Here is a 26,411-nt window from a genome sequence, read left to right as displayed (position 1 = left end):
CTGGTCCGGGGCCGGGTCGGTGAAGAGGTCGTTGCCCTTGTCGTCGACCACGATGAACGCCGGGAAGTCCTCCACCTCGATCTTCCAGATGGCCTCCATGCCCAGCTCCGCGTACTCCAGGACCTCCACCGACTTGATGCAGTCCTGGGCCAGCCGGGCGGCCGGGCCGCCGATCGAGCCGAGGTAGAAGCCGCCGTGCTCCGCGCACGCCTTGGTCACCTGGGCCGAGCGGTTGCCCTTGGCCAGCATGACGTGGCTGCCGCCCGCCGCCTGGAACTGGGCGACGTAGGAGTCCATCCGGCCGGCCGTCGTCGGGCCGAAGGAGCCGGAGGCGTACCCCTCGGGCGTCTTGGCCGGGCCCGCGTAGTACACGGCGTGGTCGCGCAGGTACTGCGGCATCTCCTCGCCCGCGTCCAGGCGTTCCTTGATCTTGGCGTGCGCGATGTCGCGCGCCACCACCAGCGGGCCGGTCAGCGACAGCCGGGTCTTCACCGGGTGGCGGGACAGCTCGGCGCGGATCTCGTCCATCGGGCGGGTCAGATCGATCCGCACCACGTCGTCGTCGGTCAGCTGCTCGTCCGTGGTCTCCGGCAGGAAGCGCGCCGGGTCGGTCTCCAGCTGCTCCAGGAACACGCCCTGCGCGGTGATCTTGGCCTTGGCCTGGCGGTCGGCGGAGCAGGACACCGCGATGGCCACCGGGCAGGAGGCGCCGTGCCGGGGCAGCCGCACCACGCGCACGTCGTGGCAGAAGTACTTGCCGCCGAACTGGGCGCCGATGCCGATCTTCTGCGTCAGCTCGAAGACCTTCTCCTCCAGCTCCCGGTCGCGGAAGCCGTGCCCGTCCGGCGAGCCCTCGGCGGGCAGCTCGTCCAGGTAGTGCGCCGAGGCGTACTTGGCGGTCTTCAGCGCGTACTCGGCGGAGGTGCCGCCGACGACGATCGCCAGGTGGTACGGCGGGCAGGCCGCGGTGCCCAGCGAGCGGATCTTCTCCTCCAGGAACTTCATCATCGATGCCTCGTTCAGCACCGCCTTGGTCTCCTGGTAGAGGAAGGACTTGTTCGCCGAACCGCCGCCCTTGGCCATGAAGAGGAACTTGTACGCGTCGCCGTCCTCCGCGTACAGCTCGATCTGCGCCGGGAGGTTGGTGCCGGTGTTCTTCTCCTCCCACATGGTCAGCGGCGCCATCTGGGAGTAGCGCAGGTTCAGCTTGGTGTAGGCGTCGAAGATGCCCTGCGAGAGCGCGCGGGCGTCCTCGCCCTCGGTGAGCACCTGCTGGCCGCGCTTGCCCATGACGATCGCGGTCCCGGTGTCCTGGCACATGGGCAGGACGCCGGCGGCGGCGATGTTGGCGTTCTTCAGCAGGTCGAGGGCGACGAAGCGGTCGTTCGGGGACGCCTCGGGGTCCTCCAGGATCTTCCGCAGCTGGGCCAGGTGCCCCGGGCGCAGATAGTGCGAGATGTCGTGCATCGCCTCGGCCGCCAGCCGGCGCAGCGCCTCGGGTTCGACGGTGAGGAAGGTGCGGCCGCCGGCCTCGAAGGTGCTGACGCCCTCGGCGGTGACCAGCCGGTAGGGGGTGTCGTCCTCGCCGACCGGGAGCAGATCGGTGTAGCGGAAGTCGGGGCTGGCAGACATCGTCATCTCCACAGGTCCGGGGCGGTAGAGCCGTTCCAGGGTACGGGGCCCCGGTGTCACCCCAGCGGGATGGGTCGGCCGGATAGCGCCTTGCGGGCCCGGCGGGTGCGGCGCGCGCCGTAGGCCGTCTCCAGCTCCCGGACGAGGGCGGCGGCCCGGGGGTGGCCGAGGCGGCCGAGCTGGACGCAGGCGCGCTCGGTGGGCCAGCCGTCCGGGCCGTAGTACTCGGCGAGCCGGGGTATGAGGGCGATCCACAGCTCTCCGGCGGCGGCGGTGTTGCCGGCCTGCTGGGCGGCCAGGGCCTCCTGGGTGCGGGTGCGCAGGACCTCGGCGGGGCGGGGCGGAACGGCCTCGGCCTGCTCGGCCTGCTCAGCCGGCTCGGCCTGCTCGGCCGCCGGGTCGGCGGGACCGGGCCCGGCGGCCGTCCGCGGCGCGGGGCGGGCGTCCTGCACGGAGGGTTCGGGGCGGGCGTCCCGGACCGGGGGCCCGGGGGCGCGGTGGCCGGTGGGGATCCGATCGGCGGGCTCCTGGTCCGCCGGGCCGGCCGGAGCCAGCCGCAGGGTGTGCGGGGCGGCGGGAGCGTCCGCCCTCGCCACCCGGGGGTCGGGCAACGGCCGCGGCGCGGCCAGGCCGAGCAGCCGGTCGCGTACGGTGGCGGCGCCCTCCGGCCGGGCGGCCGGGTCCTTGGCCAGCAGGGCCAGCACCAGCTCGTCCACCTCCGGCGCCAGTTCCGGCCGCAGTTCGCGCGGGCGCTGCGGCGGCGGCTCGTTGACCTGCCGGTACATCACCTGCATCACGGTGCCGCCGGGCGGGAAGACGGTGCGGCCGGTGAGCATCGCGAACAGCACGCAGCCCAGCGCGTACAGGTCGGTGGCGCCGCTGATGTCGCCGCCGGTGCACTGCTCGGGGGCCATGTAGTCGGGGGTGCCGATGGCGGTGCCGGTGGCAGTGAGGGAGGTGCGGCGGCGCTCGCCGATGCCCTCGGCGAGATGCGCGATCCCGAAGTCCAGGAGCTTCACCCGGTCGTGGGTGATCATCACATTGGCCGGCTTGAGGTCCCGGTGCACGATGCCGACCCCCGGCGCGTGGGCGGCGGACAGCGCGTCGGCGATCTGGGCGCCCCAGGTCAGCGCCCGCTCCACCGGCAGCGCCCCGCCGGCGAGCGTACGGTCCAGGGACTCGCCCGGGACCAGCTCCATCACCAGCATCACGGCCGAGCCGCCCTCGAACGTGCCGGTGAACATGTCGTGCACCGTGACGATGTGCGGGTGGGCGAGCTGCGCGACCGCCATCGCCTCGCGCTCCAGCCGGCGCACCAGGGAGCTGTCCGCGCCGTCGGTGGCCGTCTTGATGGCCACGTCGCGGCGCAGCCGCTCGTCGTGCGCCTGCCACACCTGGCCCATGCCGCCCTCGCCGAGCTTGCGCACCAGCCGGTAACGGCCGTCCAGAAGATCCCCGACCGCCATGGCGCCCCGTTCCCGCCCTTCCGCACCGCTTGTCAGTTCGCGGGCTTAGCATTCCACAGGAATACGGCACAGGGGGGCGGGATGAGGGTCACCGGCGGCTGGAGAGCGCGGCTCGCGGGCGTACTGGGTGTGCTGGTCGCGTGCGGCCTGCTCACCGCTCCGCCCGCGCGGGCGGCCGGGCAGCTGGACGAGGCGATCGAGGCGCTGTCCGGCGGTGAGACGGTGTGGGTCGCCGAGGATTACGCGGGCGTCTCCCCGGAGTTGGTGGAGCTGTTGCGCGCCCGGTACGCGGGGGCGGCGACCACGGTGCGGATGGCGTTCGTGACCGAGGAGATCGGGGAGGACGCCGCCGCGTCCCAGCAACTGGCCGCCGCCGTCGGCGAGCCCGGCGTGTACATGGTGCACAGCGAGGTGCGCAGCGCGCTGTCCGACAGCCCGGACCGCAGCGAGCAGACCACCACGGTGGGTCTGTCCCTGGACGAATGGGCCCTGTTCGACGAGGAGATGGACCGGGTCGGGATCAACGAGGGCAACTTCCTGCTGACCCTGCCCGATCTGCTGGACCAGGACATCACCCCCGGGGTGCACGCGCTGGCCGAGGACGGCGGGTACTACGTGGACCCGGCGGTCACCGAGGCGTTCCCCGGCCTGGACGAGGAGTTGCTGGCCGCCACCTTCGCGGAGGTGCCCGGGCTGCGGGTGGCCCTGGTCTCGGGGGTGAGCGGGCCGACCGACGCGACCATGGCCGCCCTGGCGGAGGGCCTCGCGGACGACGGGGCCGCGCTGCTGCTCCAGTTCGAGGACGACGACTTCTCCGCCGTGATGGCCACCGGGCCCGACGTGCCGTACGCGATCAACGACCTGGTGAGCGTGGTCGGCGGCAGCGCCATCACCGCCGTACCGGTGGCGGAGATGCCGGGGCGGCTGGCACTGCTGGCCTCGGCGCTGGCGGAGACCGATCTGCTGACGCGGACGGGCGAGCAGCTCGGCGGGCAGTCCCTCGTGGTGCATCCTGGCGTGCCCGGCTTCGACCGGGAGGCGGAGTACGAGCGGGCGCTGAGCGAGGCCGGCCGGCCGGTGAAGGTGGCGTTCCTGCCGGAGAACGTCCTGGCGTTGCAGCTGGGCGAGGATCTGCCGTGGGCGGGGGACGACACGGAGCTGGCCGGGCTGCTCGCCGAGCGCGTCGACTGGGGGACGCTGCCGGAGGAGGACCGCCGGGTGGTGGTTTACCGGGTCTCCCCGTACCACGGCGGGCACATCAGCGGGACGTCGGTGGCCGGTGACGAGGGGTTCGTCCGGCTGGCGGGGTCGGCCCGGGCGAGCGGCGAGGACTTCGTGGCCGGCTCGCTGGACGCGCTGCTCGACGCGCTGGGTGCGCCGGTACCGGACGGGGGCGGCGCCGGAGGCGGGGACGGGGACGGAGACGGGGACGGGGACGACCTGGCGGCCGGGGGCTCCGGCCGGGGCGGCGGCTGGGTGTCGCCGTGGATGATCATCGTGCTGGTCGGCCTGCTGCCGATCGGGCTGCTGGTGCGGGAGACGTTCTTCTAACCCACCCCGCCCCCCCGCCGGGACCGGGCGGCGGCGGCCCGCGCCCGCAAGCTGGCCCGGATGACGCCGCAGCAGCTGGCGGAGGAGCGGGCGCGGGCCGAGGTGCCCGCGCTGGCGGCACGCCAGGACCTGGAGAAGCTGGACGAGGCGCTGGCCGGACTGGCCATGCCGCGCACCAGCCCCCGCCGGGCGCGGGCGCTCCAGCGCATCCGCAGCGAGCACGAACGGCTGCTCCAGGCGCACGCGGACGCGGTGACCCGGGAGGACGTCCGGGCCATCCGGGAGCGCGCCGGGCGGCTGACCCGGGCGCTGGAGCTGTGGCGCCGGCTGGAGTCGCAGCCGGCGGACTGAGCCCGGCCGGCCCCGTCGCGGGGTCAGCCGTCCAGCGGTTCGGGCCAGGCGTGGGCCGGGAGCAGGTCGCGCAGCGGGGCGGAGCGGGTACGGCCGAGGACGACCCGGGTGTCCAGATTGGCGTCGTCGATCCGGCGGAGGAACTCCCGGCACCGGCCGCACGGCGGCAGGACGTGGGGGCGGCCCGCCTCGTCGCGCCAGACGGCCACGATCTCGGCGATGCGGTACTCCCCCGCGGTCACCATCGCGGCGACGGCGGCGTGTTCGGCGCAGAAGCCGGTGCCGCACGGGGTGTCGATGCACACGCCCCGGTAGGGGTGGCCCGCCTCGGTCACCAGGACGGAGGCGACGTCGCCGAAGAGCCGGTCCCCGACGCGGTGCGGGCGGAGGGCGGAGAGCGCCTCGGTGATCAACTCGCTGTGGTCCACGGTCCGTACCGTACCGGCGCGCGCCGCGGGCCACCACGCGGTCGCGGTACCGGTGGTGGCCCGGGGGCGGGGCCGGGCGCGGGGCCCGGGGCGGGGACTCCGTGCGCAGGCCCTCCGGCCGCATCAGCCGCCACAGCAGCGGCATGCTGGCGGCGGTGACCACCGCGATGACCACCAGACCGGCGGCCGCCATCGGCAGGAAGCCGAACCAGTCGCTGACCTCCAGGCCGACCATGCGCATGAGGACCACGCCCAGGACGGTGCCCGCGAGACTGGCCACCGTGAGACCGAGCACGACCGGCACGGCGGTCTGCCACAGCACCGAGGCGCCGAGCGTGGACCGCTTGGTGCCGAAGGCCACCAGGGCGGCCAGCAGCCGCTTGCGCTCACGCAGTTGCTCCAGCTGGGAGACGATCATGCTGGCACCGATGAGGGCCAGGACGGCGATCGATCCGACCAGCAGCCCGCGCTGGACGGCGACGAACTCGTCCGAGACGCCCTGCGACTGCAGCTCCCACACATAGGGGCTTCCGGGCAGCCCGAAGACGGCGGTGCGCAACTCCTCGACGGTATCGGCCCGGTTCTCGGGGGTGAGGCGGATCAGCCCTTCGGTGTGGCCGTGGACGATCAGTGAGCCGTCCAGTGCCGCGGGTGTGGCCAGGATGCCGTGCATCACCGCCCCGGAGGCGTAGGGGACCGCCTCGACCTCCTCGATGCCGTCCGGGACGGTCCACAGCCCGGGCCCTTCCGGGTACGGGTTGCCCTCCGAGTCGAGGTTCACGTCGACGGTGTCGCCGGGGGCGGGCAGCGGGAGGTAGGCGGCGGCGGTCTCCGGGTCGGGGTCGGAGGCGAGGAAGGCGTCGCCGTCCGCGCACTCGGTGAGGGTGGCCATCTGCCGCAGGGTGGCGCAGTCGGCGATCACCACGTCCAGGACGTACCGTCCGTCCGTGCTGTCGCGGTCCGCGAGGCCGGCGGCCGAGCCGGAGTACAGGGCGGAGATCTCGTCCACGCCGTTTTTCCCGGCGAGTTCGCCGACCATCCGGATGCTGTCCCGGTAGGCCATGCCGAAGGCGACGACCTGGACCTGGGCCCGTTCGGTGTCCTGCCCGGTCTCGAAGGTCTGCTCGTCCCGCACCCCGCCGAAGAGCATCTGGAGCGCGATGGCCCCGGCGACGGCGACGGTGATGCCGCTGACCGCGCGGGAGGCGGGCCCGCTGCCGAGCTGGAGCCGGCGCACGGCCAGCTGCCAGGAGACGGGGCCGCCCCGGAGGGCGCCGACGCATCGCTCGACCATCCACGGCAGGAACGCGGTGGCCCCGACGAGAACCAGCACGATGCCCGCTCCGGCCTGGATCTCCCGGGCGCCGTCGCCGCTGGCGGAGTAGGAGCCGGCCAGCGGCAGGAGCAGCAGCAGTCCGAGGACGGCCGGCACCATCCGCCACCCCAGCCGGCGGGGCCGGGGCACGCTGTCGCGGACGACGCCCAGCGGTTCGATGGCGACGCCGCGCAGCGCGAACAGGGTGACGGCGACCGCGGACAGCGGCACGGCGACCAGGATCAGGACGGTCAGCGGCCAGCTGGGCACGAAGTCGCCGGGGAAGGCGCTCATCCCGGCGACGCTGATGCGGGAGGCCAGGGAGCGCAGCAGCAGGAAGAGCCCCACCCCGACGGCCAGTCCGAGCACCGCACCGGCCAGCGCCTCCCCGGCGGCGATCCGGCGGGTGCTGTGCAGGTCCGTGCCGACCAGGCGCAGCGCGGCCAGCCGCTGGTCGCGGCGTTCGCCGCCGAACCGTACGGCGGTGGCGATGAAGACGGCCACCGGCATGAGCAGCACCACGCAGATCACCAGGATGAGCAGGATCAGCATGGGGTGCAGCGGGGTGGACCCGTAGGTGACGCCGAAGGCGTTGCTGCGGTTGTCGCTGGGGGTGCCGTCGGCGAAGGTGTCGGAGAGGCTGTCGGTGCCGGCGTAGAAGGCGAGTTCGGCGGGGCCGAAGAGTCCGGCGTCGCCGATGGTGCCGGTGATCTCCCACGCGGCGAGCCGTTCGCTCAGCAGGGCGTTGCCCGGCCCGTCGAGCATCCGCTGCAGGGCCGGGGAGACGACCATCTCGCCGGGGCCGGGGAAGGCGCTCACACCGGGCGGCGGGGTGGCGGTGGTGTCCTTGCCGGCGTCGGGCTGGAGGAGGTAGCCGCGCACGTGTGCGCCGTAGTACGTGGTGCCCAGGCTCTCGTAGCGGAAGGTGTCGCTGCCGGGCGGCAGTTCCTCGTACCAGACGGGTTCCCGGCCGTCCGAGCGCGCATCGCGCGCGCTGATGACGTGGGGCGCGGACGCGGCGAGCAGCAGCAGGGCCACGCCGAGGCCGACGCCGACGGCGGTGAGGGTGGTGCGGGCCCAGCCGGGCCGGCCGCCGGCCACGGCGAACCGGACGCCCATGAGCAGGTCCCGCGCCCACACGGAGACGGGGGTGGTCATACCGCCCCCGCCATGTCGCGGGCCTTGCCGTCGCGGACGACGACCTCGCGGTCGGAGAAGGCGGCGACCCGGGATTCGTGGGTGACCAGGACGACGGCCGCGCTGCTCTCCTTGGCGGCCTGGACGAGGAGTTCCATGACGCGCTCGCCGTTGAGGGAGTCGAGGGCGCCGGTGGGTTCGTCGGCGAAGACGACCCGGGGGTTGCCGACGAGGGCGCGGGCGACGGCCACGCGCTGGCCCTGGCCGCCGGAGATCTGACCGGGGCGGTGGTGGCGGATGTCGTCGACCTCCAGCCGGGCCAGCCACTCGGTGGCGCGGGCCTCGGCCTCCTTGCGCTTGGTGCCGGTGAGCCGCAGCGGCAGGGCGACGTTCTCGACGCAGCTCAGTTCGGGGACGAGCCGGCCGAACTGGAAGACGAAGCCGAAGTCGCTGCGGCGCAGGGCGCTGCGTTCGGCGTCGGAGAGGCCGGCGAGGTCGCGGCCCTGGTAGCGGACGCTGCCGGCGTCGGGGGCCACCAGACCGGCCAGGCAGTGCAGCAGGGTGGACTTGCCGGAGCCGGAGGGGCCCATGACGGCGACGACTTCACCGGCGTCGATGGTGAAGTCGGCGCCGGCCAGGGCGGGGGTGCTGGCGTAGGACTTGTGCAGTCCCTTCGCGGTGAGCAGGGCTGTCACGGGTGGATCTCCTTGGCGAGCCGGTCCAGGCGCGCGGCGGCGAGCTCAAGCCAGCGCAGGTCGGCCTCGAGGTGGAACAGGGCGTGGTCGCAGATGAGCTGGTCGGCGAGGTCGCCGCCGCTCTTGCGCCGGGTGAGCTGCCGCATCAGCCGCAGGTGTTCGGCTCGCTGGGTGTCCAGCAACTGGTTGGCGTCGCGCCCGGTGAGCAGGGCGAGGACGACTTTGGTGTAGAGGGTGGACTGGAGGTACGGCTCGGGCTTCTCCGGTGTCCGCAGCCAGCCGTCGACGTCGGTGACGCCGGCGTCGGTGATGGCGTAGCGCTTGCGTTCGGGGCCGCCGCCGGCCTCGATGCCGTCCACCTCGACGAGGCCGTTCTTCAGCAGCCGGGACATCGTCGAGTAGACCTGCCCGTAGTGCAGGGGGCGGTCCTGGCCGAAGTGGTCGTCGAAGGTGCGCTTGAGGTCGTAGCCGTGTCTGGGTCCGGCTTCGAGGAGGGCGAGCAGGGTGTGACCGATGGACATGCCGGTCACTATACACACCACGTATAAACCATGTGTATACGTGAGATGCATAGCGGCTGACCTGCACTGATGATCAACTCCCCCGGCTCGGCTCAACTGCGAGGCTCGCCGCACCCCTTGACCGCCCGGCGGGTGAACGGGGTGCGCACCGGCGCCGTACGCGGCACGCCCCCGCGGGTGCCGGCCCCGGCGGCCCGCCGGCCCCGTGCCGTCGCGAGGGCAACCGATTGGATTCCGTCGAAACCTGTAGTTTGTTCAATACGGAATGAAGCAACTCGGCCCACAGCCGCTGCGTCTGTCCCACTGGCGCGTGGACACGGTCAGTCACGCCATAGGGAGCGGTCGGAGACAGCCCATGCAGCACACCACGGGGGACAACGGAGACGAGCGGCCCGCCCCGTCCCCGGCCGACGGCGCCGAGCACCGCGGCGGAGCCGGCACCGCGCGCGCCGGCGCACTCGCCCGCGGCGCCGCACGCCGCACCCGCGACCTCGCCCTGGCCTACGCCCGCAAGCCCTACTGGGACCGCCCCAGCTCCGAATGGCTGATGCGCCGCTGGCCCGACCTCACCGCCTGCCTGGTCGCCACCTTCTTCTTCTGGCTCTCCCTCACCCCCTCCCTGGTGCCCCGCCCCTGGTACTACCAGGGCGCCATCGGCGGCATCACCGCCGCCATCGGCTACGGCCTGGGCTCCACCGCCTCCGCGCTCTACCGGCTGCTGCCCTGGCAGCCCCCGCCGCGCTACCGCGCCCGCGCCTGGCTCGCCTACGAACTGCTGCTCCCCTTCGCCGTCGCGATCATGCTCGGCCGCAGCGCCGACATGCAGCGCGAACTGCGCCGCCTCCAGGAGCTGCCGCCCACCCTCACCTGGCACTCCCTGATGATCGCGCTGATCTCGCTCGGGGTGCTGGTGCTGTTCGTGGCCGTCGCCCGCGCCATCCGGCTGCTCACCCGGCTCATCACCCGCTGGCTCAACCACATCGGACTGCCCTGGCCGGCCGCCGTCGCCCTCGGCCTCGCCGCCACCAGCGTCATCGTCGTCTACGGCACCCGCGACGTCGTCTGGGACCGGGGCGTCCTCACCATCGCCGACCGGCTGTCGGCCGCCAAGGACCGCAGCACCGACGACGGGGTGATGCGCCCCTACTCCCCCATGGTCTCCGGCAGCCCCGACTCCCTCGTCCCCTGGGAGGACCTGGGCAACAAGGGCCGCACCTTCACCGGAACGGTCCTGTCCACCGAGGAGATCTCCGAGTTCACCGGGAAACCCGCGCTCGCCCCCATCCGGGTGTACGTGGGCCGCGCCGCCTACGACGAGTACGCCGACGGCGCCGAGCTGGCGGTGCGCGAACTGGAGCGCACCGGCGCCTTCGACCGCGACGTGCTCGCCATCGCCGGCACCACCGGCACCGGCTGGATCAACCCCACCACCGTGGAGGCGCTGGAGTTCATGCACGGCGGCGACACCGCCGTCGTCACCATGCAGTACTCCTACCTGCCCAGCTGGGCCTCCTTCGTGGTGGACCGCGAGGAAGCCGGCAAGGCCACCCGCGAACTGGTCGACGCCGTGTGGGAACACTGGTCACGGCTGCCCGAGGACGACCGCCCCAAGCTCGTCGTCTTCGGCGAATCCCTCGCCGTCACCGCCATCGAGGACGCCTTCGACGGACTCGACGACCTGCTGGCCCGCACCGACGGCGCGCTGCTGGTCGGCCCGCCCGACTTCGCCCCCATCCACCGCGAGCTGACCGACCACCGCGACCCGGGCAGCCCGGTGTGGCGGCCGGTGTACGACGGCGGACGGCACGTACGGTTCGCCCAGTTCCCCGAACGGGACCTGCTGCTGGAGCCGGGCCCCTGGGAGGAACCCCGGGTGATCTACCTCCAGAACGCCTCGGACCCGGTGGTGTGGTGGTCCCCCGACCTGCTCTTCCAGCGGCCGGAGTGGATGAACGAGCCGCTGGGCCCGGACGTCACCTCGCAGATCGACTGGTTCCCGTTCGTCACCTTCTGGCAGACCACGGTCGACATGGCCGTCTCGTACGGGTCACCGGCACCGCACGGACACCGGTACGGCTCCAACCCGGTGGACGGCTGGGCGTACATCGCGCCCTCCGAGGGATGGAGCCAGCCGCAGACGGACGCGCTGAGCGTCCTCCTGGAGGAGCGCCACCCGCCCCAGCACGGCTGGGCCGGATAGCGACTCCCGCGCGCCGGGGGCCTCAGGGGCGGTCGGGGCCCGGAGCGTCTATCGGCGGCTGCGGCTTCACCGGGGCCAGCGGCGCTATCGTCGCCCCGCCGGGGCCGTGCCGCCCGTCCCGCAGATCGGCCTCCGCCTGGTACGCCCGCAGATAGCCGACCACCGTGTTGCTGACCGCGACCAGCGGCACCGCCACCACGGCGCCCGGGATACCGGCCAGCAGCGTGCCGGCCGTCACCGCGAGCACCACCGCCAGCGGATGCACCCGCACCAGCCGGCCCAGGATGAACGGCTGGAGGATGTGGCCCTCGATCTGCTGCACCAGCAGCACCACACCGAGCACGATCAGCGCGGTGACGGCACCGTGCGTCACGAACGCCACCACCACCGCCAGCGCGCCCGAGGCGATGGCACCCACCAGCGGCACGAACGCCGACAGGAAGACGATCACCGCCAGCGGCACCGCCATCGGCACCTTCAGGACGAACAGCCCGATGCCGATGCCGACCGCGTCGATCAGCGCCACCAGCACCGTGCCGCGCACATAGCCGGTCAGCGTGATCCAGGCCCGCGGCCCGGCGCCCGCCACCCCGTCCCGCGCCTGGGCGGGCACCAGCTTGAGGAACCAGTACCAGACCCCGCGGCCGTCGTAGAGCAGGAAGAGCGTCACGAAGAGGGTGAGGCCGGCGCCGGTGAGGAACTGGGTGAGGTAGTTGATGCCCTCAAGACCCGCCGAGGTCAGCTCGTCACTGTGATCGGTGATCCAGGTGTTGAGATTGTCGACGGTCTCGTTGATGTTCTCCTCGGTCACCCCGAACGGCAGCTGGAGCACCCAGTCGCGCAGCTGGTCGATACCGTCCTGGACCTGTTCCACCAGCCGGTCGGTGTTCTCTATCACCTGCCAGACCACGAACCAGCCGACGCCGCCCATCACCACGAAGCCGCCGATGGAGGTGATCGCGGTGGCCGCGCCCCGGCCCAGGCCCCACCGCTTGAGCCGGCCCACGAACGGCTGGAGCAGCGCGGTGATCAGCAGCCCGGCGGCGAACGAGATCACCAGCAGGCTGATGGCCGACACCACCTGCATGAGCACCCAGACCACGGCGGCCAGCACCAGCACCCGCCACCCCGCCTCGGCCGCGACCCGTACCCCCCACGGGATCACCGCGTCCGGCGCCGGGCGCTCCGGCGGGCCGGCCGGCGGCGGCGCACCGGGCCCGTAGCCACCCTCTCCCCCGGCCGCGCCGCCGCCCTCGGCCTCCCGGGGCTCCTCGGCCACCGCCTCCGGTACGTCCGGCGCCACGGTCCGCCGGACCCGGGCCCGCAGGTTCTCCTGGCCGACCGCCAGGCCGTCCTCCCCCACGGCGTCCCGGGCCACCCGCTCCTCGGCCTCCCGCTCGCGGCGCTGTATCTCGCGCTCCGCCGCGGCCCGGTAGGCCGACACGCGCGAGTTGATCCGCGCCATGCCGGCCTTGAACCGGCTCACTCCAGACATCCCGTTTCCCTCTTCCCCCAGTTTTCGCACCGCGGTCGCGCCCCGACGTTACCCTGCGCCGGGCGCGGGACGGGGTTGCGTGCACAGAAGCGGACATCCCCGCACCGTGATCGGTACGGGGATGTCGCGAGGGCTCGGGCGCCGGATGCCGACGGGAAGGTCAGTACCAGTGGTTGGCCTGCCAGAACTCCCAGGCGCCGCACGGGCTGCCGTAGCGCTCGTTCATGTAGTTGACGCCCCAGCGGATCTGGGTGGCGGGGTTCGTCTGCCAGTCCGCACCGGCCGAGGCCATCTTCGAACCGGGCAGGGCCTGCATCAGGCCGTACGCGCCGGAGGAGGGGTTGGTGGCGGTGTGGCTCCAGCCGCTCTCGCGCTCCACGATCGTGGAGAAGCACTGGAACTGGTCGGCCGCCACGATGTCCCGGGCGATCGCCTGGATCTCCGCCTTGGTGTACGAGGACTGCACGGGCGCCGAGGCCCGCTGGGCGGCCCTGCTGGCCGCTTCCGACGCCTCGCGCTGGCGCTGCTCCTCGGCCTCGCGCTCCGCCTGCTCCCGGGCCTCCTGCTCCGCACGCTCGCGGCGCTCCTGGGCGTCGGAGGCGGCCTGTACCCGCGCGGCCTCCTCGGCCGCCTTGCGGGTCTGGACGTCCGCGACGTCCGCCTGCGACTCCGCCTGCTGGACCAGCGACGCGGTGTGCAGCTGGGCATTCGGGGCAGCGGGTATGTCCGCCAGCAGCGTCGCGTCGGCGGCGGCGAACTCGATGTCGCTGACGCCGCCCTGCTCGTCTCCCGAGGCAACACCGACGGCAGCACCGACGGTGGTGACCGCGGTAGCAGACGCCACGGCGAATCCCCGGACCGAAATCCGGCTCACACGGTTTCCTTCCAACCATCGCCCGTCCGGGTGACCCCCACGGGCGCAATCGTGCCCCTTGGCGCGGGCCTTCACCGCTGAACGGACCAGCGGGTCGCTGAAGGCACGGGCCCGGCGGCCCCCTCCGTGTCGGCAGGGGTCCGCGTGGTGCTTCGGGCGGCATACGGCGGACGGCTGTTCAGTTGTCAAACGCTGTGCTGTGCCGCGCCGATGGCGGTGCGGCGGTGCCGTATGCGGGGCCTGACAGACGCACACACTGCCGGAAACGTGGAGCGGGAAGCAATTCAGCTCGATGTGGGAAAGGTCACATGGGCAGTCATCCGAACGGGGCTTGCGCTTCACCCGCCCGCCACTATGGAGCAGCGGCGGACGGGTGACGCCCTCAGCGCGGACGGACGGTCAAACCCGCCCCTCCTCCAGCATTTCGGTCACCAGGGCCGCGATCGGGGAGCGCTCGGAGCGCGTCAGGGTCACATGCGCGAAGAGCGGGTGCCCCTTGAGCTTCTCCACCACGGCCACCACGCCGTCGTACCGTCCGACCCGCAGGTTGTCGCGCTGCGCCACGTCGTGGGTGAGCACCACTCGCGAGTCCTGGCCGATCCGGGAGAGGACCGTCAGCAGCACATTGCGCTCCAGCGACTGCGCCTCGTCCACGATGACGAACGCGTCGTGCAGCGACCGGCCCCGGATGTGGGTGAGCGGCAGCACCTCCAGCATGCCGCGCGCCACCACCTCCTCGATCACCTCACGGCTCGTCACCGCCGAGAGGGTGTCGAAGACGGCCTGCGCCCACGGGTTCATCTTCTCGGCCTCGGTGCCGGGCAGGTACCCCAGATCCTGGCCGCCGACCGCGTACAGCGGACGGAAGACCATCACCTTGCGGTGCTGACGGCGCTCCAGCACCGCCTCCAGTCCCGCGCACAGCGCCAGCGCCGACTTGCCGGTGCCGGCCCGGCCGCCCAGCGAGACGATGCCGACCTCCGGGTCGAGCAGCAGATCGAGAGCGACCCGCTGCTCGGCGCTGCGGCCGTGGATGCCGAACGCCTCGCGGTCGCCGCGCACCAGCTTCACCCGGCCCTCCGGCGCCACCCGGCCCAGCGCGCGCCCGCGCTCGGAGGAGATCACCAGACCGGTGTGCACCGGCAGCTCGGCCGCCTGGGGATCGAACACACTCTCGGACGTGAACAGTTCGTCCACCGTCTCGCCGGGCAGTGTGATGTCCATCATCCCGGTCCAGCCCGAGTCGGTGATCGCCAGCTCGGCCCGGTACTCCTCGGCGGCCAGACCGACCGAGGACGCCTTGATGCGCAGCGGCAGGTCCTTGGAGACCACCGTCACATCGTGCCCCTCCGCCTGGAGATTGCGGGCGACGGCCAGGATGCGGGTGTCGTTGTCCAGCAGCTGCCCGCGGCCGGTCAGCATGGCCGGCGGCAGAATGGCCGGATCCGAGTGGTTCAGCTCCACCCGCAGTGTGCCCCCCAGATCGCCGATGGGCAGCGGGGTGTCGAGGCGGCCGTAGCGCACCCGGTACTCATCCAGCCTGCGCAGCACCTGCCGGGCGAAATACCCCAGCTCCGGATGGTGGCGCTTGGCCTCCAGTTCGGTGATGACGACCACCGGGAGCACCACTTCGTGCTCGTCGAAGCGGGTCATCGCCGATGGGTCGGCCAGGAGGACACTGGTGTCGAGGACGTACATGCGCCGGTCGCTCAGGCGCTTCTTGCTGGTCACCACGTGTGGACGAACCCCCTCGGGAGAGGTGTGGATGACGCGGCGCCGCTGGTACGTGCGACGCCCGGCGTCTGCTGGCCGGCGTGGGCCCGCCGCCTCCATGGGACCCATGGCACGCACGGGCCGGGTACCGGCCCTGGTCCATGTCCGTGGTACGCAAACGGGCCTCCCGGCGGACGGGGCTGACGCCCGATCCGCGATGAATATGCCCGCTGCCTTCGCATCTCATGCGGACAACCCCTCGGACGGCACCCTCCCATGCCCACTCGGCGGACCCGGGATGGTGACCGAAGGAACGAGAGGGTAGAACCGGATGGATCGCCGTCTTCACCGGTCCCGGCGGCCCGTACGGCCGGGCGCCCGAGCGCCCGGCCGGCCCCTCAGACCCCGAAGCGGCGGTGCCGGGCGGCGTAGTCGCGCAGCGCCCGCAGGAAGTCGACCTTGCGGAAGGCCGGCCAGTACGCCTCGCAGAAGTAGTACTCGGAGTGGGCGGACTGCCAGAGCATGAAACCGGAGAGACGCTGCTCACCGCTGGTGCGGATCACCAGGTCCGGGTCGGGCTGGCCCCGGGTGTACAGATGCTCGGAGATGTCCTCGACGCCCAGCGACTCGGCGACCTGCTCCAGCGTCTGGCCGTCCGCGGCCCTCTTGGCCAGCAGCGAGCGCACCGCGTCGGTGATCTCCTGCCGCCCGCCGTAGCCGACGGCGACATTGACCAGTATCCCCTCGCGCTTTCCGGCCACCTCCTCCGCCTCCTGGAGGACGGTACGGGTGCGCTCGGGCAGCACGTCCAGGGCCCCCACGTGGTGGACCCGCCAGCGGCCGTCCGCCGCCAGATCGCGCACCGCGCCCTCGACGACCGTCAGCAGCGGATCGAGCTGCTCGGCGGGCCGGGCCAGGTTGTCCGTGGAGAGCATCCACAGGGTGACCACCTTGACGTCGGTCTCGGCGCACCAGCCCAGCAGCTCCTGGATCTTGGCGGCGCCCGCCTCGTGCCCGTCCTTGGTGGTGCCCCCGGCGGCCTTGGCCCAGCGGCGGTTGCCGTCCAGGATGACGCCGATGTGCTTGGGCACGCTGTCGGTGCCGAGCTTCCCGAGCTTGCCCTTCTCGCGGCGGGCGTACAGCCGCACGAACAGACGGCGGACCTTGTTCCGCCCCCTGTCGAAGATCCCCTGATCAGTCACGCCGCATCCCCTCGCACACACCCAGAGCCGCCGGAACTCAGCACTGTAGGGCAGGGCGGCGCCGGAACAGAAAGCGGGCCGGTCCGTGGGGGGGATACGGACCGGCCCGAGGGGGGGGTATTCCACCGTAACGCATAGAAGTGGGTGCTGTGCGCCAGTAGCCGGATTCAGGAGGCGGCGAGTCCTCCGAGGAGGAGGGCCACCAGGGCGCCCAGGGCCATGAACGGACCGAACGGCACGGCCGTCCTGCGGGTGGCGCGGCGGGCCAGCACCAGCGCCAGCCCGTACCCGGCGGCCAGCAGGAAACCGGTGAAGGTGCCGAAGAAGACCACGTCCCAGCCGTACCAGCCGAGCGCGGTGCCCAGCGGGAGGGCGAGCTTGACGTCACCGAACCCCATGCCGCGCGGGTTGATGAGGAAGAGCACGAAGTAGACCGCGCCCAGCACGAGCCCGCCGAGCAGGGCCCGCGGCCAGCTGCCCGCCGCGGCGGGCGCCAGGGCCGCCAGGCCCAGGGCGGCCGGCAGGGCGGCGGCCAGCGGGAGGGTCAGCGGGTCGGGGAGCCGCTGCACGGCGAGATCGACCGAGGCGAGCAGCACGACGGGCGGGGCGGCCAGCAGCCAGACGGCGAGTTCGGGGCGGGGGCCGGTCGCGGCGGCCAGCGCCGCGCAGACGGCGGCCGTCCACAGGGTGAGGGCGAGGGCGCGCGCCGGAGTGCCGTAGCGGCGGGCACCGGGCGGGCACCGGTCGCAGCGCGCGGTGCCGAGCCAGCCGCCCTGCCACGGCGGCGGCAGCGGATGACCGGCCGGGCAGGCGGAGCGCCAGGGCTCCTCCGGTTCCACGGTCAGCCGGTAACGGGGCCGGGCGAGGAGCGAGCCGGTCAGGGCTCCGTACCCGGCGGTGGCGAGGATCAGCAGCGCATGCACCCGGCCGAGCGTACGGGCTGGGCGGGGGCGCGGACATACTGCGGGCCGGTCCGCCCGAGTGGGGGGGAGGGCAGACCGGCCCGCTTGTATGGGGGGACCGGAGCGGGGGGGGTGGCTCACGGTCCGCCCCGCCAGACGTCGCCGGGGTGGGAGTGACGACGCTGGCAGTTTCGGTGTCAGCGTGACTGACTGAAGGGAACCCTACCGTACGTGACAGGAGAGTGTGACCCCCTTCGCAGAAGCCCTTCTCTCCCACTACCGACGGTGATCCGGCGGCACCGGTTCGCGGTCGGGGGGCCGCAGGTGAGGGCGCGGACGGCGGGCCGTAACGGTCCTCGCCGGGCCGCCCGGATCCCCGGGGGGAAACACGTTCGAAGGGGCATCTGTGCCGACGGGGGGCGGCGGGCGGCCGGTACGGCGCGCGGTGTCGCGCACCGGCCCCCGCTACCATGCGCCGGTACGCCCGTACGCCGTCACCGCCAGGGGGGACTCCATGGCCGCGCACGACGAACACCCGCCGCCCCAGCCACCGTTCGGCCCGCTGGGCCCGACCGACCCGCGGGAGGTGGCCGGTTACACGCTGCGGGCCCGGATCGGGGCGGGCGGCATGGGGGCCGTCTACCTCTCCTACACCCGGGGCGGACAGCCCATCGCGCTCAAGGTGGTACGCGGCGAGTTCGCCGAGGACCCCGACTTCCGGCGCCGCTTCGCCGCCGAGGTCCGCGCCGCCCGGCGCGTCCAGGGCCCCTATACCGTGCCCGTGCTGGACAGCAACACCGAGGGCGCCGCCCCCTGGCTGGCCACCGCGTACATCCCCGGCTTCTCGCTGGCCGAAGCGGTACGCCGGCACGGGCCGCTGCCGCTGGACACCGTCCTGCTGCTGGTGGCCGGGGTCGCCGAAGCGCTCGCCTCCATCCACGGGGCGGGCGTGGTGCACCGCGACCTGAAACCGGGCAATGTGCTGCTGTCCGCCGAGGGCCCCAAGGTGATCGACTTCGGCATCGCGCAGGCCGCCGACACCACCGCGCTGACCGGGACCGACGTCCGGGTGGGCACCCCCGCGTACATGGCACCCGAACAGATCACCGGCAACCCGCCGGCCGGCCCGGCCACCGACCTGTTCGCGCTCGGCATCGTCGCCCACTTCGCGGCCACCGGCGGCCACCCCTTCGGGGAGGGCGGGGCGCACGGGCTGATGTACCGCATCGTCCAGGAGGACCCCGATCTGGGCGCCGCCCCCGAGGCACTGCGCCCGCTGATCGCGGCCTGCCTGGCCAAACGCCCGGCGGACCGGCCCGGCCCCGCGCAGGTGGTGGAGATGTGCCGGGCCCTGTCCCCCGGCCAGACCCTGCAGCGCCAGGACGGCTGGCTGCCCCCGGCGCTGGCCGCCCAGGTCTCGCAGCGCCGCACCCTGCGCCCGCCGGACGCCCCCACCCCGCCGCCGCTCCCGCCGGAGACGGCCCCGGGCACGGCCGCCACCCCGGCACCGGCACCGTCCGGCGCGTCGGGGGGCCGGTCCCGCCGCACCCTGGCGATCGCGGTGGCCACCACCGCGGTGCTGGCGGCGACGGCGGGCGGCGTGACGGCGGCGGCGCTGCTGAGGGACTCCGGCACCCCCGCGTCCCCGGAAGCCGGCAGCCCACCCGAGGACGGAACGCGGCCGGACCCCGCGGCCGAGGACCCCGGCGGCGGAGAAGCGGAGCCGGAGGGCGAGCGGAGCGACACCGGCACACCGGACCGGGGCGACGCCCCGCCGCAGGAGACGGACGGCGCGTACCGGCTGACCGCGTCGGAGGTGCCCCTCACCATCAAGGCGCCCCTCTACCACGAGGACACCCGGGTGGCCGCCGGCTTCTGCTACGGAGCCAACGCCACCCGGGTGAACCTGGAGGAACTCACCTCCAGCAGCGAGGCGGCGCTGGGCAGCATGGACTACCTCCCGCACGACACGCACATCAACTACTTCCACTGCAACAAGCCCGATGTGCTGGGCGAGGGGATGACCTTCGACAAGAACGCCTTCGTCGGCACCATCGACGACCCGGATCCCACCGCCGAGGAGTGCTACGCGGCCGCGCACGCATCGAATGTGCCGAACCCCATCACCATCGACGACATCCTCAGCGACACCACGCTCCGCGAGGGCATGGGGATCTGTGTGGAGACGCAGGAACGGACGGTCGTCCTGCTGTGGATCGACACGGTGGAGGCCGCCCCGCAGAACCGGGATCTGCGGAGCTACCTCACCACCGTCACCCAGTGGAAGCCGAACACCTGACGCCGGGCGCCGGGTCGCTCAGTTGCCGCTGGGCCAGGAGATCTCCACCCGGCGGTTCTTCTGCCGGCCCTCCTCGGTGCTGTTGTCGTACAGCGGATAGTCCTCGCTGTAGCCGCGCACGTTGAAGGTGATGCCGGACGGGTCCTCGATCAGCTCCAGCAGCACGGTCTGGGTGTTGCGCGCACGGTTGGCGGACAGGGTCACGCCGTTCTCGTACGAGCCCAGGTTGTCGGTGAAGCCGAAGACGTTGACCTGGTCCGGCTGGTGCTCGTCGATCGCGGCGGCCACCTCGGCGAGCGCGGCCCGGGACTCCTCGGTGATCTCGTCACTGTTCTTGCCGAACACCACGTCGGTCTGCAGCGTGAACTTGTGCTGGCCGCCGGTACGTTCCTCGCGCTGCTCGCCGCCCGGGGACGGTTCGGGCTCCTGCTCCGGCGGAGTCCCCGGGTCGGCGGGCGGATCCTCGTTGTTGCCGCCGCTGTTCGGCGGCGGGTCCTGGACGCCTCCGCCGGTGTCCTCGGTGATGAACTTGATGTCCAGCACCCGGGGCTCGGCCAGCGTGGCTCCGTCACCCAGCATCAGGCCGGGCGCGTTCGCGTCGATGTCCGGCACCGCCGGGGCCTCGTAGCCCGGTGGCTGCTCGAACTCCTCGTCGCCCTCGTCGGCGAGGGCATGTCCCGGGCACAGCAGTACCACCACACCGGCCACAGCCGTGGCGGTCGCCGTCCTGAGGGTGGGCCGCTTCGGATATTCCGTCATCACCATCAACCAGCCGAAATCTCGAGGGGGGCGGGCGGCATGTTGCCGATGTTGAATTCCAGTTCGGTGGCATCGTCCGGCGGGGCCGGGAACTGCGCGAACCATTCCACGCTGTCCCCCGGGTTGAGGCCACTGCCGAACTGGGTGCACAGGCAGCGTCCCGAGGTGTCCCGGAGGATCAGGTAGCGCTTACCCTCCACCTTGTCGACCACCGAGGAACCGGCCATCGAGAAGCCGTTGTTGGTCAGCTCCCGCTCGTCGCCCCGCCAGCCGATCTCCAGGAAGCGCTCCGACCCGTCGTTGGTCAGGGTGCCCGAGACGGTGAAGAACCCACCCGCGTCCCGCTCGGCGGACGTGATGGTGAGCCGGACCCCGCCCTGGCCGGTCACCTCGGCCAGCGGTGTGTTGTCCTCGGGGCCGGATTCGCCGCCGCCCTCGGGCTCTTTGTCGTCCGGCTTGTCGTCGGTCCCGCCGGAGCCGCCTCCGGTGTCGCTCGACGCCGCGCCGCCGTCTCCTCCCCCGTCACCGTCCCCGCCACCGGAGCAACTCGCGACCGCGATCACCAGGGCTGCCCCCAGCGCTATCACGATCAGGATCAGACGGGACTTGCTGTCTCGGAGGTCCATGGGGTTTAGGTGTCCTTTGCGTTCAACTCATTGCGTGTCAGTCGTCCAGGTACACCTGGAAAAGATCCCGGGCCTCCGGCAGTTCGCCGTCCTCCCGGGGGTCGAAGGCCCAGTTCCGCTCGTCGCAGTCCAGCTCGATCCGTTCCTCCTCCTCGGACCGGGCCTCGCACCGGGCCGCGACCACGGCCGTGGCGGTGGCGGTCGCCGTCTGGCTCTCCGTGCCGGGGATGAAGGACTCGCCCACGGTGTCCAGCGTTTCGACCTCCACCGTGTAGCCGGTCCGCGCCTGGTCCGCGGCACACGAGATCACCCGCGCGTTGTTCTGCCCGGCAAGCCGGGGCGCCGCATCCGCGCAGGCCGCATCCGTACGGAAGTCCAGCCCTTCCAGGACGTCCGCCAGATCGTCGCCGTCCTGGACGGCGTCGCGGAACAGCTCGTACAGATGGTCGCGCGACTCCCTGGCCGCCGCCAGCGCCGAGGCGTCGGCGGCGGACTGTCCGCCACTGCGGGTCACCGCAGCCTGTGCGAAGACGAAGAAGAGGAAGGCCGCCAGCAGGACGGTGGTCACGATCGCGATGTAGAGCGGAAAGATCGCCCCGCGGTCGCCGTGGGGACGCGGGCCTCGGCTCAGCGGCCGGTCACGCTCTGCACCGCACCGTCTATCGCCTGGGCGATGACGTTGTCGAGACCGAGGCTGAAGATCGCTGCCACGATCGCCGCGATCAGCAGCAGCAGGCCGGCGTACTCCACGAAGCCCGCGCCGCGGTCGGTGTAGCGGCGGGTCGTCAGGTGGGTGACGACCGTCTTTCTCCAGTTCAGCAGCATCCTGCTCATGGCGTCCTTTTCCCCCGGCCAGCCCCGTTCCGGCCGGCATGCTCATGCCCCGAGGTGGTATGTGCCCGGCGTCGGGGCCCGGGGAGTGACTCTGCCCGGAAGACGCCTGGTTGAAGCGTGGACGCAGCATGCCCGACCCCCTCCCGCTCGCCGCGGGCCAACCCGTACACACACCTGTCGGCACTGACTGTGCCACACCCGGGGCCAGTTGGGCAGGGAGACCTCGGCAAAGGCACCGTATCGTGGCCGGGCGGGACGCGGGGGCCGGGTTCAGCGGCCGTTCAGGATGTCCGTGATGTTCGTGCCGGAGCCGAGGATCATCCCCGCCACGATCACGATCATCGTGGCCGGCACCATGAACACCAGCGTCGCCAGCGTCGCCTTGGGGATCGCCTTCGCCGCGCGGCGGCGGGCGTTCTGGGCGTCCGTGCGGCGCATGTCCGTGGCGATCTGCACCAGGGTGTCGGCGATCGGCGCGCCGAGTTCCTCGCCCTGCTGGAGGGCCGTGACGAACTGGTTCACCGGCTCGGAGTCGTTGCGGCGCCGCAGGTCGTCGAACGCCTGGCGGCGGGAGACGCCCATGTCCATCTGGCGCAGGGTGATGCGGATCTCGTCCGCCCACGGCCCCTCGTAGCGGGCCGAGACCCGCTCCAGCGCCTGCCGGAAGCCGAGGCCGGCGGAGACGACCACCGCCAGCACGTCGAGGAAGTCGGGGAGCGTGCGGTCGATGACGTCCCGGCGTTCCCTGATGCTCTGCCAGATCACCGCGTCCGCCGCCAACGCGCCGAAGGCGAGGGCGAACAGGGCGAAGAACGGCCAGCCGTTGCCGAGGAAGATCAGCGTCAGCAGCGTCCCGAAGAGGCCGTAGACCGCCCGCCGGGCCGCGTAGCGTTCCACGGTCAGGCCCTGCGGGTTGCCGGCCTGGTCGATCCTGCGGCGTTTGCGTTCCACCCGCTCGGGACCCATCAGCCGCAGCACCAGCGGCGCGAAGCGTATCCCCAGCCGGTCGACGGCGGACCCGGCCACCGTGACCCGGGTCGCGCCGATCTCCAGCGCGAGCGCCAGGTCGGGCGGCAGCGGCGAGGGCGTGCGCAGCAGCCGTACCGCGGTCACGATGCCGAGGACGGCGGCCCCCATCGCCAGGCCGAGCAGCAGTGCGAGCATGCGTCAGCGCCCTTTCTCAGACGTCGATCCGGCCGAAGCGGCGGACCACCAGGAAGCCGACCGCGTACAGGGCCAGCGCGATCACCATCGCGATCTGGCCGCCCGGGCTCGCCGTGACCCGGCCCAGCGCGCCGGGCGCCATGCCGTTGATCATCAGCAGCGCGCCCAGGCCGAGCAGCGGCACGGTGACGGCGGTGGCGTTGACCTCGGCGAGCATGGTGCGCACCTCGCGCCGGGTCTCCTTGCGCTCCTCCAGGGTGGCGGTCAGATTGCGCAGCGAGCCGACCATGGAGCCGCCCGCCCGGTTGGCCAGTATCAACGTGGTGACCAGGACGTTCAGTTCGCGCGAGGGCAGCCGCTCGCCCAGTTCGCCCAGCGCCTCGTCCAGGGACCGGCCCACGGTGAGCTGGTTGGCGACCAGGGCGAGTTCGGCGCCGGCCGGGTCGTCCATCTCCTCGGCCGCCATCGACAGGGCGGTGCGCAGCGCGAGGCCCGCAGCCGTGCCGTTGGCGATCAGCCGGGCCAGCTCGGGGAGCTGGCCGATGAACTTTTCGGTGCGTTTGGTGCGCTGCCAGCCGAGGAAGGCGTTGCCGCCCCAGACCGCGAGCAGGCCGAAGACCGGCCCGAAGAACGGTGCGAGGAGTACGTGGCCCACCGCCCACAGCGCGGCCATCGCGCCCAGGACGTACGCGACGTACTCGCCCGCCGTCAGCTCCAGGCCGGTGGACTGGAGCTTCAGCCGGATCGACCGGCCCAGGCGGGTGCCGCGCAGCCGCTGGTCGAGGGCGCCGAAGGGGCGGTCCCGCTCCCCGGTCCCCGCGGCACCGGGCCCGGTGTGGCCGGCGCCGTCGGGACCGGCGGACAGCCGCGTCAGCAGCGCGCGCCGGGCGGCGCGGCCGGTGGCGTACACGTAGAAACCGGCGACCGCGAGGACCAGGGCGCCCAGCGCCAGGCTGAGGGTGACCCGTGCCGCGCCGCTGTCCAGGGCGATGCCCATCTGCGCTTCGACTGCTGCCACTACCGCGCCTCTCTGGTGGCCAGTTGGCTGTCGTCCAGGTGGACGCCGAACGCCTGCGGGATCTGTTCGCCCGCCAGGTACAGCCGGTCGGCGATGGCGCGCGGTATCGGGTAGTGCCGGAACCGGCCGTGCACGGTGCCGTCGGGGGTGAGCGGTTCGGCGCGGAACTCGGCGACGGTGGCGAGGGTGAACGGCTGCCGGCCGTGCGAGGCGAGCACGGCGATCTCGCTGAGGCGGCGGGTGCCGTCCGGGTGCCGCACCAGCTGGACCACGACGTCCACGGCGCTGTTGATCTGGTCGCGCAGCGCCTCGAAGGGGACCTTGATCTCGGACATGGAGGCCAGGGTCTGCAGGCGCAGCAGCGCGTCCTCGGCGCTGTTGGCGTGGACCGTGGCGAGCGAGCCGTCGTGGCCGGTGGACATGGCCTGGAGCATGTCGAGGGTCTCCCCGCCGCGCACCTCGCCGACGATGACGCGGTCGGGGCGCATGCGCAGGGAGTTGCGCACCAGGTCGCGGATGGTGACCTCGCCCTTGCCCTCGATGTTGGGGGGCCGGGACTCCAGGCGGATGACGTGGCTCTGCTGGAGCTGGAGTTCGGCGGCGTCCTCGACGGTGACGATGCGCTCGCCCTCGGGGATCAGGCCGGAGAGCGCGTTGAGGAGCGTGGTCTTCCCGGAGCCGGTGCCGCCGGAGACGATGATGTTGAGCTTGGCCCGGACCAGTCCGGCCAGCAGCAGCACCAGGTGCTCGTCCAGGGTGCCGAAGCCGACGAGTTCGGCGAGGGCGTAGGCGCGCGGGAAGCGGCGGATGGTGAGGGCGGGGCCGGAGAGGGACAGCGGCGGGATGATGACGTTGACCCGTTCGCCGGTGGGGAGGCGGGCGTCGACCATCGGGTTGGACTCGTCCACGCGGCGGTTGACGGTGGACACGATCCGTTCGATGGTCTGCATGAGCTGTTCCTCGGAGGCGAAGCGCAGCGGCAGTTGTTCGACGCGGCCGGAGCGTTCGACGAAGATCTGGTCGGGTCCGTTGACCATGATCTCGGTGATGGAGGCGTCCTCCAGCAGGGGTTCGAGGATGCCGAGGCCCAGGGCCTCGTCGACGACGCGGCGGATGAGCAGGGCGCGCTGCTGGGTGGAGAGGACCGGTCCCTCGCGGCTGAGGATGTGGCCGAGGACGCGCTCCAGGCGGTCGCGGCGGTCGGCCGTGGAGAGCGCCGACATCTCGGCGAGGTCGATCTCCTCCAGCAGTTTGGCCCGGTAGACGGCGACGAGGCGGTCCTGGTCGCCGGGTCCGGGGCCGGCCCCCGGTTCCTGCTGGGCGTGGACGCGTGCTCTCAGGCCCATCGTCGGCCTCCCTTCGTCAGTCGCATGGCATGGTCACCGTCTTGCTGGCCTCGCCGAGGTTGTGCAGGAAGGGCAGGACGGAGGGCACCGTGACGTGCGCGGTGACGGTGGCCTCGTCGCCGCAGGCGGAGAGTTCGAAGCGGGTGTTCGCCGCCAGCCAGCCGCTCATCGCGGCCCGCCCGCTGGTCTGGTACAGGTCGGCGATCTCGTCCTGGGAGGCGGTACGGGCGGCGGCGCGGGCCGCCGATCCGGCCTGGAGTGCCGTGTAGCCGGCGATGCCGAGCTGGAGCGCGGCCAGCGCGACGATCAGCAGCAGCGGCAGCCAGCCGGCGAACTCGACGGCGGTGACGCCCCGGTCGCCGCGCGGGGTGCGGGGGGTGCGGGGGGTGCGGGCCCGGCGCCTCACGGTCCCTCCTCGACGGCGCCCGCGGTGCCGGAGATGGTGATGGGGAGGTTGAACGCGCCGGGGAAGAGCACCGGCACCCGGAGTTCGACGCGGGCCTGCCGGACCTCTCCCTGGAGCGGACAGGACACGCTCATCGACCAGGAGTCGGGGATGTGGGCGCGGGCGGCCTCGCCGCAGGCGCCTTCGCCGCCGCCGGCCGCGGCCCCGGCGCGGGCGGCCTCGTCGGCGGCGTTGCCCGCGAGGTGGAAGCCATAGCCGATGACGGCGCACTGGAGGGCGACCGCGAGCATCAGCAGGATGAGGGGGAACATCCCGGCGAACTCGACGAGCACGGCGCCCCGGTCGGACCGGGCGGCGCGCACGGAGCGCGCGGCGGGCCGGGTGGAGGGGACGGCCCGGGTGAAGGGGGCGCGGCGCGCGGCGCGGGCGGGGAGCGCGCGGTGCCCGGACGGCGCGGGCCCGGCGCCGTCCCGGAGC

24 protein-coding genes and 2 pseudogenes are annotated in these 26,411 nt (G+C 72.9%); 5 read left to right on the top strand and 21 right to left on the bottom strand.

Annotated features, from left to right (window positions below; translation table 11 throughout):
• A partial coding sequence (locus tag ACFV5N_RS07865) for a fumarate hydratase (RefSeq protein WP_385595538.1) occupies nucleotides 1-1,632 on the bottom strand: 1,632 nt, incomplete at its 3' end.
• A 56-nt stretch (nucleotides 1,633-1,688) separates the two neighbouring features.
• On the bottom strand, nucleotides 1,689-3,098 hold the full coding sequence (locus ACFV5N_RS07860) for a protein kinase (protein ID WP_385595535.1): 1,410 nt from the start codon (nucleotides 3,096-3,098) through the stop codon (nucleotides 1,689-1,691).
• Nucleotides 3,099-3,179: 81 nt separating this feature from the next.
• On the opposite strand from ACFV5N_RS07860, the gene ACFV5N_RS07855 reads away from it, so the two are divergent.
• Together ACFV5N_RS07855 and ACFV5N_RS07850 are read left to right on the top strand one after the other, a co-directional pair.
• Complete coding sequence (locus tag ACFV5N_RS07855; RefSeq protein WP_385595550.1) at nucleotides 3,180-4,649, top strand: hypothetical protein; 1,470 nt, start codon at nucleotides 3,180-3,182, stop codon at nucleotides 4,647-4,649.
• Nucleotides 4,650-4,709: 60 nt separating this feature from the next.
• Entirely contained in the window at nucleotides 4,710-5,000 is a 291-nt protein-coding gene (locus tag ACFV5N_RS07850; protein ID WP_385595547.1) for a hypothetical protein, read from the top strand.
• 23 nt (nucleotides 5,001-5,023) lie between these two features.
• Here the strand turns inward: ACFV5N_RS07850 and ACFV5N_RS07845 are convergent, their stop codons facing one another.
• The gene (locus ACFV5N_RS07845; RefSeq protein ID WP_385595545.1) at nucleotides 5,024-5,428 is read right to left on the bottom strand and encodes a cytidine deaminase family protein; all 405 of its coding nucleotides are present in this window, start codon (nucleotides 5,426-5,428) and stop codon (nucleotides 5,024-5,026) included.
• A 178-nt stretch (nucleotides 5,429-5,606) separates the two neighbouring features.
• A pseudogene (locus ACFV5N_RS07840) lies at nucleotides 5,607-5,846 on the bottom strand (FtsX-like permease family protein); the annotation flags it as partial.
• Between the two features lie 643 nt (nucleotides 5,847-6,489).
• On the opposite strand from ACFV5N_RS07840, the gene ACFV5N_RS07835 reads away from it, so the two are divergent.
• Nucleotides 6,490-6,813 (top strand): hypothetical protein, encoded by a 324-nt coding sequence (locus ACFV5N_RS07835; protein ID WP_385595543.1) that lies wholly within the window; start codon nucleotides 6,490-6,492, stop codon nucleotides 6,811-6,813.
• A 176-nt stretch (nucleotides 6,814-6,989) separates the two neighbouring features.
• Here ACFV5N_RS07835 and ACFV5N_RS07830 read toward each other — a convergent pair.
• The 3 genes and pseudogenes from ACFV5N_RS07830 to ACFV5N_RS07820 form a co-directional block, all read right to left on the bottom strand.
• Nucleotides 6,990-7,253: pseudogene (locus ACFV5N_RS07830) on the bottom strand (FtsX-like permease family protein); the annotation flags it as partial.
• Between the two features lie 644 nt (nucleotides 7,254-7,897).
• A complete protein-coding gene (locus ACFV5N_RS07825; protein WP_385595532.1) occupies nucleotides 7,898-8,575 on the bottom strand; it encodes an ABC transporter ATP-binding protein in 678 nt (225 codons plus the stop codon).
• The gene (locus ACFV5N_RS07820) at nucleotides 8,572-9,096 is read right to left on the bottom strand and encodes a PadR family transcriptional regulator (RefSeq protein ID WP_019434823.1); all 525 of its coding nucleotides are present in this window, start codon (nucleotides 9,094-9,096) and stop codon (nucleotides 8,572-8,574) included. Before ACFV5N_RS07820 ends, ACFV5N_RS07825 begins: the two co-directional genes overlap by 4 nt.
• A 355-nt stretch (nucleotides 9,097-9,451) precedes the next feature.
• Here ACFV5N_RS07820 and ACFV5N_RS07815 point away from each other — a divergent pair, with 355 nt between their 5' ends.
• Nucleotides 9,452-11,296, top strand: coding sequence for an alpha/beta hydrolase (locus tag ACFV5N_RS07815; protein ID WP_385595529.1), 1,845 nt, complete (start codon nucleotides 9,452-9,454; stop codon nucleotides 11,294-11,296).
• Nucleotides 11,297-11,318: 22 nt separating this feature from the next.
• Here the strand turns inward: ACFV5N_RS07815 and ACFV5N_RS07810 are convergent, their stop codons facing one another.
• The 5 genes from ACFV5N_RS07810 to ACFV5N_RS07790 all read right to left on the bottom strand — a co-directional run bounded on the left by ACFV5N_RS07810 (nucleotide 11,319) and on the right by ACFV5N_RS07790 (nucleotide 17,503).
• Entirely contained in the window at nucleotides 11,319-12,791 is a 1,473-nt protein-coding gene (locus ACFV5N_RS07810; RefSeq protein ID WP_385595527.1) for an AI-2E family transporter, read from the bottom strand.
• A 160-nt stretch (nucleotides 12,792-12,951) separates the two neighbouring features.
• Nucleotides 12,952-13,665, bottom strand: coding sequence for a transglycosylase SLT domain-containing protein (locus ACFV5N_RS07805; protein WP_385595524.1), 714 nt, complete (start codon nucleotides 13,663-13,665; stop codon nucleotides 12,952-12,954).
• A gap of 399 nt (nucleotides 13,666-14,064) precedes the next feature.
• Nucleotides 14,065-15,399 carry a PhoH family protein gene (locus tag ACFV5N_RS07800; protein ID WP_385595521.1) on the bottom strand — a complete coding sequence of 445 codons (1,335 nt, stop codon included), beginning with the start codon at nucleotides 15,397-15,399 and terminating at the stop codon, nucleotides 14,065-14,067.
• A gap of 377 nt (nucleotides 15,400-15,776) precedes the next feature.
• Nucleotides 15,777-16,580, bottom strand: a complete 804-nt coding sequence (locus tag ACFV5N_RS07795) for an isoprenyl transferase (protein ID WP_385595518.1) — start codon at nucleotides 16,578-16,580, stop codon at nucleotides 15,777-15,779.
• A gap of 167 nt (nucleotides 16,581-16,747) precedes the next feature.
• The gene (locus ACFV5N_RS07790) at nucleotides 16,748-17,503 is read right to left on the bottom strand and encodes a prepilin peptidase (RefSeq protein WP_385595515.1); all 756 of its coding nucleotides are present in this window, start codon (nucleotides 17,501-17,503) and stop codon (nucleotides 16,748-16,750) included.
• Between the two features lie 493 nt (nucleotides 17,504-17,996).
• On the opposite strand from ACFV5N_RS07790, the gene ACFV5N_RS07785 reads away from it, so the two are divergent.
• Nucleotides 17,997-19,781 (top strand): serine/threonine-protein kinase, encoded by a 1,785-nt coding sequence (locus ACFV5N_RS07785; protein ID WP_385595511.1) that lies wholly within the window; start codon nucleotides 17,997-17,999, stop codon nucleotides 19,779-19,781.
• An 18-nt stretch (nucleotides 19,782-19,799) separates the two neighbouring features.
• On the opposite strand, the gene ACFV5N_RS07780 is transcribed toward ACFV5N_RS07785, so the two are convergent.
• From ACFV5N_RS07780 to ACFV5N_RS07740, 9 genes are all read right to left on the bottom strand, one after another.
• Nucleotides 19,800-20,540, bottom strand: a complete 741-nt coding sequence (locus ACFV5N_RS07780; protein WP_385595508.1) for an OmpA family protein — start codon at nucleotides 20,538-20,540, stop codon at nucleotides 19,800-19,802.
• Between the two features lie 5 nt (nucleotides 20,541-20,545).
• On the bottom strand, nucleotides 20,546-21,166 hold the full coding sequence (locus ACFV5N_RS07775) for a hypothetical protein (RefSeq protein ID WP_385595506.1): 621 nt from the start codon (nucleotides 21,164-21,166) through the stop codon (nucleotides 20,546-20,548).
• A 37-nt stretch (nucleotides 21,167-21,203) separates the two neighbouring features.
• A complete protein-coding gene (locus ACFV5N_RS07770) occupies nucleotides 21,204-21,734 on the bottom strand; it encodes a hypothetical protein (protein WP_385595503.1) in 531 nt (176 codons plus the stop codon).
• Nucleotides 21,735-21,793: 59 nt separating this feature from the next.
• Entirely contained in the window at nucleotides 21,794-22,000 is a 207-nt protein-coding gene (locus ACFV5N_RS07765; RefSeq protein ID WP_385595500.1) for a hypothetical protein, read from the bottom strand.
• A 270-nt stretch (nucleotides 22,001-22,270) separates the two neighbouring features.
• The gene (locus tag ACFV5N_RS07760) at nucleotides 22,271-23,164 is read right to left on the bottom strand and encodes a DUF5936 domain-containing protein (protein WP_385595498.1); all 894 of its coding nucleotides are present in this window, start codon (nucleotides 23,162-23,164) and stop codon (nucleotides 22,271-22,273) included.
• A 16-nt stretch (nucleotides 23,165-23,180) separates the two neighbouring features.
• Nucleotides 23,181-24,161 carry a type II secretion system F family protein gene (locus ACFV5N_RS07755; protein WP_385595540.1) on the bottom strand — a complete coding sequence of 327 codons (981 nt, stop codon included), beginning with the start codon at nucleotides 24,159-24,161 and terminating at the stop codon, nucleotides 23,181-23,183.
• A gap of 20 nt (nucleotides 24,162-24,181) precedes the next feature.
• Entirely contained in the window at nucleotides 24,182-25,528 is a 1,347-nt protein-coding gene (locus ACFV5N_RS07750) for a CpaF family protein (RefSeq protein WP_385595495.1), read from the bottom strand.
• Nucleotides 25,529-25,544: 16 nt separating this feature from the next.
• Nucleotides 25,545-25,934: a TadE/TadG family type IV pilus assembly protein gene (locus tag ACFV5N_RS07745; protein WP_385595492.1), complete on the bottom strand. Its 390-nt coding sequence runs from the start codon at nucleotides 25,932-25,934 to the stop codon at nucleotides 25,545-25,547.
• A partial coding sequence (locus tag ACFV5N_RS07740; protein ID WP_385595490.1) for a TadE/TadG family type IV pilus assembly protein occupies nucleotides 25,931-26,411 on the bottom strand: 481 nt, incomplete at its 5' end. The genes ACFV5N_RS07745 and ACFV5N_RS07740, both read right to left, overlap by 4 nt.

It is taken from the genome of Streptomyces sp. NPDC059853 (assembly GCF_042731495.1).
Lineage (GTDB): Bacteria > Actinomycetota > Actinomycetes > Streptomycetales > Streptomycetaceae > Streptomyces.
Note: the sequence above shows the minus strand (reverse complement) of the source record. Positions and strands in the feature narration are given on the sequence as shown.

Excerpts from the sequence above, each read along its gene's own strand:
- ACFV5N_RS07860 (WP_385595535.1), bottom strand. The coding sequence starts at position 3,098 with ATGGCGGTCGGGGATCTTCTGGACGGCCGTTACCGGCTGGTGCGCAAG.
- ACFV5N_RS07855 (WP_385595550.1), top strand. The coding sequence starts at position 3,180 with ATGAGGGTCACCGGCGGCTGGAGAGCGCGGCTCGCGGGCGTACTGGGT.
- ACFV5N_RS07850 (WP_385595547.1), top strand. The coding sequence starts at position 4,710 with ATGACGCCGCAGCAGCTGGCGGAGGAGCGGGCGCGGGCCGAGGTGCCC.
- ACFV5N_RS07835 (WP_385595543.1), top strand. The coding sequence starts at position 6,490 with ATGCCGAAGGCGACGACCTGGACCTGGGCCCGTTCGGTGTCCTGCCCG.
- ACFV5N_RS07820 (WP_019434823.1), bottom strand. The coding sequence starts at position 9,096 with ATGTCCATCGGTCACACCCTGCTCGCCCTCCTCGAAGCCGGACCCAGA.
- ACFV5N_RS07815 (WP_385595529.1), top strand. The coding sequence starts at position 9,452 with ATGCAGCACACCACGGGGGACAACGGAGACGAGCGGCCCGCCCCGTCC.
- ACFV5N_RS07810 (WP_385595527.1), bottom strand. The coding sequence starts at position 12,791 with ATGTCTGGAGTGAGCCGGTTCAAGGCCGGCATGGCGCGGATCAACTCG.
- ACFV5N_RS07785 (WP_385595511.1), top strand. The coding sequence starts at position 17,997 with ATGGCCGCGCACGACGAACACCCGCCGCCCCAGCCACCGTTCGGCCCG.
- ACFV5N_RS07780 (WP_385595508.1), bottom strand. The coding sequence starts at position 20,540 with ATGACGGAATATCCGAAGCGGCCCACCCTCAGGACGGCGACCGCCACG.
- ACFV5N_RS07775 (WP_385595506.1), bottom strand. The coding sequence starts at position 21,166 with ATGGACCTCCGAGACAGCAAGTCCCGTCTGATCCTGATCGTGATAGCG.
- ACFV5N_RS07765 (WP_385595500.1), bottom strand. The coding sequence starts at position 22,000 with ATGAGCAGGATGCTGCTGAACTGGAGAAAGACGGTCGTCACCCACCTG.
- ACFV5N_RS07760 (WP_385595498.1), bottom strand. The coding sequence starts at position 23,164 with ATGCTCGCACTGCTGCTCGGCCTGGCGATGGGGGCCGCCGTCCTCGGC.
- ACFV5N_RS07755 (WP_385595540.1), bottom strand. The coding sequence starts at position 24,161 with ATGGGCATCGCCCTGGACAGCGGCGCGGCACGGGTCACCCTCAGCCTG.
- ACFV5N_RS07750 (WP_385595495.1), bottom strand. The coding sequence starts at position 25,528 with ATGGGCCTGAGAGCACGCGTCCACGCCCAGCAGGAACCGGGGGCCGGC.